Source organism: Nonomuraea helvata, assembly GCF_039535785.1.
GTDB classification, from domain to species: domain Bacteria; phylum Actinomycetota; class Actinomycetes; order Streptosporangiales; family Streptosporangiaceae; genus Nonomuraea; species Nonomuraea helvata.
This window is the reverse complement of record NZ_BAAAXV010000006.1, coordinates 1-8,455: the sequence shown is the minus strand read 5'-3', so window position 1 is coordinate 8,455 and position 8,455 is coordinate 1. Positions and strand designations below refer to the sequence as shown.

Here is an 8,455-nt window from a genome sequence, read left to right as displayed (position 1 = left end):
TGAGGCCACCGTGGGCGCCAGGCTTTGCGCAGGCCCACGAGACCTCGCGGCGACGGCGCCCTTCGTCGCAGCAACGGTCCTGGATCGCCGCCGTGCCTCTGATCGCCGTCCTCGCCTTTCACCGACGGGCGAAGCTCGCCATGCCACGGGTTTCGGTGAGTGGGTCGACACGCATGGGTGGCTCGTAACATCGTTTGCCTGTCTCATCTTCATCGCACTCGTCTGGGCGTGACCGGCCTCGTCCTCACGACCTGTGGACAGTGGCTGCAGAACGAACTCCTCCGCGAGCGTGGGGGGGGGGGGGTGGGCAATGGATTGGCCGGAAGAGGCGTCCAAGCCATGATCGACGGCACCATGGACACGAGGATCGACACCAAGGCCACCGACGGCGACCAGCCGAGGTTGGCCAGCTGCAGGAGCTCCGCCGCACTTGGATGGGAGCGCGCTTCTGACTGGCCGCCGCGGACGCGGCCGGGATCGAGACATGCCACCGCCCGGGCACGATGTACGATCAGCCTCACCGACAACAAGGGAACCTGTGGTCTCTGCGCTCGATGCTGGGCGGAGATCGCGGACCAAGAACATGACGCTGCAAATCACTATGCCTGCCAGGCGAACCCGACACCTACGGCTTGTACTCGCGGTGCTGCTGGATTGCGGTCGCCACCCGGACACCATCACCCAGCTGATCGCGCGATCCGCCGGTTTGGCCCGCCAGGTGCCCGGACGCGAGCGGCTGGTGGGCACGCTGTCACGCTCACGACTACACCGACCCGGGCCATCCTTCACGAGGCCGCCGTCGCCCCGCCTGCTCGCCGCCGAGGACTACTGTCCAGTGGTGTGCGTCCATGGACAGAGGGCAAGCGGCGCACAGCCGGTGAAGGTACTCGTGGAGATTACGCCCTGCTCTGCAAGTGGAAGAGGCTTACAAACCGGCATCGCCGCTGGTCACTGATGGCACGTGGGAACGGATCCTGGATGGTTGCGCGCGGATGCGACGAGGCCGAGGGCGAGGACTGGACGGTCAGCGCGGACTCCACCGTGTTGCGGGCGCACCAGCACGCAGCCGGGGCGCAGCATGCGCTGGCCGTCGATATCCCTGTAAAGGGGCCGCGGAAGATCACAAACGTGACGTCGGGCCGGGAGGCGCTCGGCCGGTCGCGAGGCGGCTATCCACCAAAATTCACGCTGTGTCGCCGATCGGCGGTGCCGTCCGATCGCCCGGCTCACTCGCCGGGCCAGCACGCCGACTGCCCGCAGTTCATCCCGCTGATGGAATCCAATCCGCATCCAGCGCCGAGGGCTCGGGCGGCCGCGTACGCGCCCGGCGCGAGCGATGGCCGATAAGGCCTACTCGTCCCGCGCCACCGCCGCTACCTGCGGCGGCGCGGCATCAAGGCGGTCATCCCGATCAGGAAGGACCAGCAGGCCAACCGGCAAAAACTCGGTTCCAAGGGCGGACGGCCAACAGTCTTCGACCGTGATCGCTACAAGGAGCGCAACACCCGTGGAGCGCTGCGTCAACAAGCTCCGCCAGCATCGCGCCGGTGGCCACTCGTACGACAAGCGGAGCGCATCTACCAGGGAACCATCGACGTTGCCTCTATCCACATCTGGCTCCGCGACCCGTCACATGATCACGGGGCGCGTGCTAGTCCAGGCCGCGAGCGGGAATTCCCTCGATCATCCCGCGGTAGGGGATGCTCTGCGAAGGTTTCCTCCCACAGCACGACATCCCCTTGCGCAGGTGCCATCGCCGATAGCTCCGAATCGGCCATCGACGGTCATCGCAGTAAGCGCGATAGAGGACCACCCACAGCTCCTCCACCGCGGATCTGAACTCCGCGAACGGGAATGCTCCGCTTCGCAACGGATCGAAATGATCTTCCATGGCCGCGTGCTCTGGAGTCACGCCACCGTCACTTCGTCGCCCACGATGACCTCTCGGCGCGATCGACGCTGCCATATCTGAGCCGTGTGCTACAGAACGCACCAGGCACTGTAAGATCTGTGTCGATGACGAAGTGCAGCAGGGTCCCTAGCGTGGCGTCGTACTCATCCGGATTGCCAGAAAGCCTCCCATCGGTCAGATCGAGGCACTTCAGACGTTCCTCATCCATACCAATGATCTACACCAAACCACCACCAAAGATCACAGGACACGCCCCAATCCGCGAGACGGATTCGGGACGTTCGTGCAACGTTGGCCGCCTCCTTCGCGGCTGTGCTGCGCGGCATGTCCGAGTGGGCCAGGGACGGGGCCGACGTCACCGAGCTCAGATCGGTTCGCGGAGCCGGCTCTCGCCGTCTGGCCCGGGCCGAAGTCATAGCAGGGCGGCGGCGTAGAGCCTCTTCCACTACTGCCTACTTGATCGTGATGTAGCCGGAGCTGTTCAGGCACTTGGTGCTGTTACAGGTGCGCAACATGTACTTGTAGACGGTGCCGGTGGAAGCAGTCCAGTTATAGCCGGTCTTCGAGTGGCCGCAACCGTTGTCGTTCTTCTGCACCCAGCCGCCGATCCAGATCTTGGGGCCGTACTTGTCGCACTTGGTGTCCCTCGTCCTGAACCAGATGTAGTCCTGGTCGATGCGCTGCCATCCACTGCCCTTGACGGTGCATCCCCTCTTGACATACCCCTCGGCGGAGGCGCCGGTGATGCTCGTGGAGAAGGTCTGCGTGGACTTGCAGCCCGTGACGGTGAGGGCTGCGGCAGGTGCCGCATTGAGGGTGATGGTCGTGGCGGCCGCGACCACGGCCGACGGCAATCGCGGCGATGCGCTTGGAAGTCAACTTCATGAGCCATGAAGCTAGCGACGTCTGGTATATCGCCGGTATATAGGCCTTCCCGGGGCGGGCGAGGTGCTCGAGCTCGGCGCGTCCAAGCACGCGCACCAGCCCGGCAGGTCCTTCCGGGTCTTCCTCGACCCGGAAGGGCATCCGTTCTGCCTGTGCGCGAGCTGACACGTCTATGCCTCGGATGAGCTGGTTGGTCCGTCCCGCCGTTGCCGCCGGCTTGCCCCGGCGCTGCGCGTTATGGGCTTGCGGGCCTCTCGGTTGTAAGTTCCGGCAGTAAATGGCCGGGAATCTCCGGAGCTACTCGGCAGGACATGATCTCTTGACGGCAGGAGTACAGCCCTCAGGACCAGTCCTGCCAGAGAATCCTGCCACCGGTGCTGGACCCGAAGCGTTAGCTGCCGGGCGGCAGCGGGATCAGCACGCACGGCTTGACCGGGCCCTCGATCAGCCCGCCCGAGAACGCCCAGCCCGGACCGCCCATCATGGATGACGTCCACCAGCAGGGTCCGCCCAGGACCGAGGAGGCGCGGGTCGAGGTTGAACCCATTCCTGCTGGGATTGAGGAGTTCACGTGTTTTGAGGTGAATCCGCTTTTCCCGCTCCGGGTCGCACGTCTGGCCGCGCGGGACAAAGCTGATGTCGGTGTTCACCCCGGGGTCCTTCAGATCCTGTTCAAGCCGCTCGGACTCTCTGAGCTCCTCGAACTCCGTCGCTGACGTTCCACGACAGCGAGTTGGCCATTGCCGGCTGTGCCAAGGCGAAACTCGATGCGATCGCGATGGCGCCGATGGCGGCGGTCTTGAGCAGCTTCTTCATGATGCTCCTTCTGTCGGGGCGGGTTCTGGTGCCCGCCGAGAAGGAGCATGGATCAAGGGTTCGAGTCAGGCGACAGATCCCTTGGACACAGTTCGGCCGCAGCCGTGCGGACTTTGGTCGTCGGCTGCCTGGTCGTCGAAACCTGCGTCTGACTAGCGTCCCACTAGCGCGCTCCGAGTGGTCTGATTGGGACATACCTCCGCCATACCGCGTCTCCGTATGGTCTCACCTCGACGGGAATCAACGGAGGGACCACATGAAGATCATGCGTACCGCGGTCGTCGTCGGGGCCATGGGGGCCGTGGCCATGATGGGCGCGCCCGCGTCGGCGTCGGTGACCGCGTCCGCCTCGGCGTCCGCGCCGGCGGTGTCGGTGACCACGTCGGCAGCCAAGGCCCTCGTCGCAACCTGTTCGAAGGGGTCCTACAGGCTGAAGGTGACCGTCACCTACATCAACACGTCGTTTGGGCACCACTTCAGCCGTGTCCGCTGGACGGCCTCCGGAGGCCCCACCACGGTCAAGGTCAGCCTCGTCCAGGATCGCGGCGGCCTTCCGGACGCCGAGTTCCTGGCGACCGTGATCACGGGCAACTCCGGCAGCAGGGCGATCTCGGTGACCCGGCCGATGGCGCATCGGGTCTTCGTGAAGCTGGCCGGTAGGAACGGTGTCACGAGCTGCGTCGGGCAGAGCGGCGTCATCTGATCCGGACCTCTCGCGCCCGCCGTCGCGGGAGACGGCGGGCGCCGGAGGTCAGAGCGAGGGGTGGGGGAGTTCGAGGTCGACCACGATGGGGAAGTGATCGGAGGCCTCGGTGCCGATGACGGCCACCGAGGTCGTTTGATGTCGCGAGAGGTCATGACGTAGTCGATGCGCTGGTACGGCCTGCTCACGCTGTAGGCGAAGCCGTCGCCCGCACCGTGGTGCGATTACGATCGACCTGTGGCCAGACCCGCCCGGCCACGTCCGTCTGCCCCGTGCTGATGATGAGATCATCGCCCGGGCGGTGGCGTTCCAGGCGCTCGCCGGTCGGCCGGTCACTCTTCTGACCGGCGACATCGGCATGTCCACTCGAGCGCGGATGGCTGGCCTCCAAGCGCTCAGGCTCGACCTGCCTGATGCGACCCACAAGCCGAAGAAGCCGCCGCGCGGCACCCAGCATCCGGTTCTGCAGAATGTGAGTTCTCAGGATGGGGCGGCCGGGTCTTAGATCGGTCCGACGTGGCCGCCCGCTTTCCGTTATGACGCCGGGAACACCGCTTCTTGCTGGACCCGCGCCACCACGTACGTGACGGGACTCTTCTTGGCGGAGGCCGCCGTGGCGGCACCCTGGGCGTCCGCAAGAGCATCGTCCAGGTTATGGACGCTGTAGGTGTAGGTGCCGTGAACGGACAGGCGGCCGTTGCTGTGGTTGAACTCCATCACGACAAACTCGGTTCCGGAAAGGGTGCCGTCGACCACGAGGATCTCCTTCGGCTGGGGAGCCAGGCTTTCAGGGTAAGCCCGCTGTGTTCCTCCGGAACTGATTCTGTCGGTGACATGCGAACGGACAGTGGGCCGATGTTTTATCGCAGATAGGGAGGTGCTCCAGCCACCACGTGGCCAGCCGACCACACCGCCTGGGCCACGGCCGTTGTGCGACCCCGGCAGTCGGCGCAAAGCCCGGGCGGGTGCCTGAGGCACGGCGTAGCGTCACGGTCGTGACACGCCAGAACGAGGCAGCCGACCCGCCCCGCGGCGGTGTCGACCCGGTGGCCGCGCTGATCGGCGCCTGCCACCACTTCGCCACCCACATCGACGTGCTGGCCGACCAGCTCAGCGCAGTCGGCGTGGTCGGCCTGAGCGCCGATGACGCCGAGCGCGTCAGCGACGCGATCACACGCGCCTTCACCGCGACATCGCTGGCCAGCGCCTTGACCGTCGGCCTGCGACGCGCGTGCGACGACGACGAGTGCCCGCACTCCAACATGCTCACCGACGCCGAGTGGGCCCGCCTGACGGCTGGCAGGATCGCGGTGAACGCCCGCAAAGCCACCTACTCGTGCGAGCTGGAGCCCGGCCACCCGGGCCCGCACATGTCGCTGGCCCAGTCGTATGGCGAGCACGACACCTGGATCCGCTGGGCCGACGGCGCGCGGGAGCTGGTCGACCTCGCGCTCTGCCCGTCCTCGGTCATTCTTGCCGATGATCCCGAGCCGTGTCTGTTGTTCGACGGGCATCCCGGCAATCACTCCTACGACCGGGGCGCCGTTCCTGACGACGGCGGGGGCCCTTCACCGGAGCGCGGGATGGACGGCGTGCCCGGCGAGTAGAAGGCAGGCCTTATCGGTCGCCCGCGTGTTCGGTGCCTTCTCGGATTTCGGTCCGGTGAGGCCGCAGCAGGGCACGGGACCACGGAACGCCCGTGGTCCCGCCTGCAGGTCAGTCAGTCAGGTGAGGGTCGTTTGCCATGTCGATCAGCTTTTGCTGGTTGGCCGCCGAAGGGACACGGCCCGCGATGCTGCTCGGCATCTGCCAGCTGTGGGCCCCGAAGTGCCCTGCAGGCAGCTGGCACAGCACGCTGTCGTCCACGTCGTCTTGGGTGGCTATGCAGGTGGAACCGGGAGCCATATGTCGGTCGGTTTGAGAGCCACTTGCTGATCAACTGCCCTGGAGTGTTAGTGAAAACGAGAGCCACGTCCCCGTGCATCTAGGGCATGGCTCTGGTGACGCTGGGTGAATGTGATCAGAGCTCCGCCAGGAGCGTCCGGGCTCGGATGGGGCGAGCAAGCCCGCGTGCAGGGCATCGCGCGCGATCCGCTCTGCCTCGGCCCGCAACACCGCATCGCCCTTGTCGATCAGCTCTCGGGCGAGCCTCTCCGGCTCGTCCACGTCAGCGGTCTCGATCACGCGGACGGCCTGGTAGAGCAGTTCGCCGACGGGTTCGCCGCGCAGGGTGTCGGGGTGGACGGCGATCTCGGCGCTCAGCCAGGCGATGCGAACGCGGGTCGGTAGGTCCGCCTCGCGCCAAGTCGGCCAGGGCCGGGTCCGCAGGTGTAGGTGGAGGCGGGGAAGGGCCAGCGCTGCCTCCGGTGCGGCGGGCAGCGAGTCCGGCAGCACGGTCAGGCGGGACACTTGGTGAGCGTCGAGGCGTTCGGCCATGCCGATGAGGCGCTTGGCCCGCAGGTGTGGATCCACGTGCTTGTCGACCGATGTCATCGGCGCTCAACTCCATCCGGTCCGGCGAACAGCGCCCAGCGTAAGGGTCCACACTGGGATCATGACCCGCCCCCAGGACTTGGCCGCCGAGATCGAACGGGTCAGCGACGCCCTGGAGGCGATGATGCCCACCCGTCACGTGGTATCGCTGGCGCTGTACGGGCCGGTGCCGCGCGACAGGGAGGTGTTCGAGTTGGTCCGGGACCTCTACCGAGCGCACGGACCGGCGGGGACGGCCGAGTCCGTCGCGGCGCCCGAGGACCCGCAGGTGCTCCTGGCGCAGATCCGCTCCTGGTACGGCGTGTCCGACATCGGCGAGGCCGCCGGACGTGCGGAGGCGGAGTTCCTGGCTCAGTACGCGGTGGAGCTGATCGCCGAGACGCTCGGCCCGACCCGCTCCGTCCACCCGGTGGAGTTCCGACCCAATGGCTGGTACGCGGCGGTGTGGGCCGAGCGGTTGCTGCTCACCGAGGAGTGGGCGGCGATTATCTCGCTGACGGGGGACTCCTGACCGCTCCCCCGCCCAGACCGTGAAGCAGATGGAGTGAGCCGTGCGCCATCCGAACCGCGCTGCCCGGCCAGCCGGAGCCCCCGCTCATCCCGGCCGAGGGCCCTGCCGAAGCGTCCAGTTAAGTTACTCGCGGGTACCGCCAACGGCTGTCCGCAGGTTCCTCAACCCCGGACTCGGTACTTGATCGCGATCTGCCGACCCGACAGCCCTGCACGAGGATCCCGGCGAATCGCCGCGAATACCTCCACCCTGGACTGAGGGTGTGTCACCAGCGTCTCCTCACACGGAGTAACGCTTCGATACTCGCATTGCGAACCCTCAGGTGGCTCTGGAATTCGCTAACACGGCGGGAATGTCCAGATGATCCTGATGTTACGGGTAAGAGCCAGGGCGGGACATGCCGATGTCTCCGAAACTCCCGGCGTGCGTTGCGCTGGCGTTCCAGAGTGCTGTGATCTTGCTGTGTGGGTGCGCCGTCAATGGTGCAGTCCGTGTTTCGGGGAAGATCTTGATCGGTTTGCGTCGCGGGCCTGAAGACTCGTCAGGCCGGGCCCTTTGTCGGAATGCCCTCGATCCTTCCACGGTACGGGTGCGGTCGCCGCCACTGCTCCTCCCAGAGCACAAGATCGGCGAGATGCTCAGGGAGGTCGGGGCGGTACACCCGGATCGCCTGCGCGCTGTCGGGAACCGTGATGATGAAACGCCAGAAGGATTCGATCGCCGCCTTCGCCTCCGCGAACACATAGGAGGTGAAACGTTCTTCCAAGAACCGATTGGAGACGGTCACCTTGTCGGGAGCGAACTCCACATCGTAGCCCTCTCCTTCGAAGTGCTCGGCGTTCTTCTCGAGTGATTCGACGTCTGCTATGGACATCAGGGCGTTGAGGCACCCGTAGTAATTGCGGCCCAAGTCGAAGCTCAACCAGATCCCCAACTCCCGGTCGTGTTCGGGCTGGGAGCCGGCATAGCCGATCCCGCCATCGCGCTTCACGTAGAAGTCCATGCCCTCACCGTACTTCGCTACTGGTCATCGACCCATGCGGGCGGTCTCTCCTGTCGCAGGGTCAGTCCGGACGTTGCACGATCGTTCGCAAGGTAGGTCCGGACGTCGCAAGGTTCGCGCGGACTGGACAGG

11 protein-coding genes are annotated in these 8,455 nt (G+C 66.1%); 5 read left to right on the top strand and 6 right to left on the bottom strand.

Annotated elements, in window-relative coordinates; translation table 11 throughout:
• Positions 1-2,364: 2,364 nt before the first annotated feature.
• Positions 2,365-2,766 carry a hypothetical protein gene (locus ABD830_RS27180; RefSeq protein WP_344993118.1) on the bottom strand — a complete coding sequence of 134 codons (402 nt, stop codon included), beginning with the start codon at positions 2,764-2,766 and terminating at the stop codon, positions 2,365-2,367.
• Between the two features lie 94 nt (positions 2,767-2,860).
• Here ABD830_RS27180 and ABD830_RS27175 point away from each other — a divergent pair, with 94 nt between their 5' ends.
• Positions 2,861-2,962, top strand: a complete 102-nt coding sequence (locus ABD830_RS27175) for a VOC family protein (RefSeq protein WP_344993115.1) — start codon at positions 2,861-2,863, stop codon at positions 2,960-2,962.
• Positions 2,963-3,469: 507 nt separating this feature from the next.
• Here ABD830_RS27175 and ABD830_RS27170 read toward each other — a convergent pair.
• On the bottom strand, positions 3,470-3,613 hold the full coding sequence (locus ABD830_RS27170) for a hypothetical protein (RefSeq protein WP_344993112.1): 144 nt from the start codon (positions 3,611-3,613) through the stop codon (positions 3,470-3,472).
• 256 nt (positions 3,614-3,869) lie between these two features.
• Between ABD830_RS27170 and ABD830_RS27165 the strand changes: the two genes are divergently transcribed.
• The gene (locus tag ABD830_RS27165; protein ID WP_344993110.1) at positions 3,870-4,316 is read left to right on the top strand and encodes a hypothetical protein; all 447 of its coding nucleotides are present in this window, start codon (positions 3,870-3,872) and stop codon (positions 4,314-4,316) included.
• 223 nt (positions 4,317-4,539) lie between these two features.
• Entirely contained in the window at positions 4,540-4,821 is a 282-nt protein-coding gene (locus ABD830_RS54350) for a PIN domain-containing protein (RefSeq protein WP_378521134.1), read from the top strand.
• Positions 4,822-4,850: 29 nt separating this feature from the next.
• Here the strand turns inward: ABD830_RS54350 and ABD830_RS27160 are convergent, their stop codons facing one another.
• Positions 4,851-5,072, bottom strand: coding sequence for a hypothetical protein (locus tag ABD830_RS27160; protein ID WP_344993108.1), 222 nt, complete (start codon positions 5,070-5,072; stop codon positions 4,851-4,853).
• A gap of 239 nt (positions 5,073-5,311) precedes the next feature.
• On the opposite strand from ABD830_RS27160, the gene ABD830_RS27155 reads away from it, so the two are divergent.
• Complete coding sequence (locus ABD830_RS27155) at positions 5,312-5,923, top strand: hypothetical protein (protein ID WP_344993106.1); 612 nt, start codon at positions 5,312-5,314, stop codon at positions 5,921-5,923.
• A gap of 109 nt (positions 5,924-6,032) precedes the next feature.
• On the opposite strand, the gene ABD830_RS27150 is transcribed toward ABD830_RS27155, so the two are convergent.
• Together ABD830_RS27150 and ABD830_RS27145 are read right to left on the bottom strand one after the other, a co-directional pair.
• Positions 6,033-6,182 carry a hypothetical protein gene (locus ABD830_RS27150; protein WP_344993103.1) on the bottom strand — a complete coding sequence of 50 codons (150 nt, stop codon included), beginning with the start codon at positions 6,180-6,182 and terminating at the stop codon, positions 6,033-6,035.
• Between the two features lie 69 nt (positions 6,183-6,251).
• A complete protein-coding gene (locus tag ABD830_RS27145) occupies positions 6,252-6,809 on the bottom strand; it encodes a hypothetical protein (RefSeq protein ID WP_344993100.1) in 558 nt (185 codons plus the stop codon).
• A gap of 61 nt (positions 6,810-6,870) precedes the next feature.
• Here ABD830_RS27145 and ABD830_RS27140 point away from each other — a divergent pair, with 61 nt between their 5' ends.
• Positions 6,871-7,320: a hypothetical protein gene (locus ABD830_RS27140; RefSeq protein WP_305917685.1), complete on the top strand. Its 450-nt coding sequence runs from the start codon at positions 6,871-6,873 to the stop codon at positions 7,318-7,320.
• Positions 7,321-7,861: 541 nt separating this feature from the next.
• Here ABD830_RS27140 and ABD830_RS27135 read toward each other — a convergent pair.
• Positions 7,862-8,323 carry a hypothetical protein gene (locus ABD830_RS27135; protein WP_344993094.1) on the bottom strand — a complete coding sequence of 154 codons (462 nt, stop codon included), beginning with the start codon at positions 8,321-8,323 and terminating at the stop codon, positions 7,862-7,864.
• Positions 8,324-8,455 lie beyond the last annotated feature (132 nt).

Excerpts from the sequence above, each read along its gene's own strand:
- ABD830_RS27140 (WP_305917685.1), top strand. The coding sequence starts at position 6,871 with ATGACCCGCCCCCAGGACTTGGCCGCCGAGATCGAACGGGTCAGCGAC.
- ABD830_RS27135 (WP_344993094.1), bottom strand. The coding sequence starts at position 8,323 with ATGGACTTCTACGTGAAGCGCGATGGCGGGATCGGCTATGCCGGCTCC.
- ABD830_RS27170 (WP_344993112.1), bottom strand. The coding sequence starts at position 3,613 with ATGAAGAAGCTGCTCAAGACCGCCGCCATCGGCGCCATCGCGATCGCA.
- ABD830_RS27165 (WP_344993110.1), top strand. The coding sequence starts at position 3,870 with ATGAAGATCATGCGTACCGCGGTCGTCGTCGGGGCCATGGGGGCCGTG.
- ABD830_RS27145 (WP_344993100.1), bottom strand. The coding sequence starts at position 6,809 with ATGACATCGGTCGACAAGCACGTGGATCCACACCTGCGGGCCAAGCGC.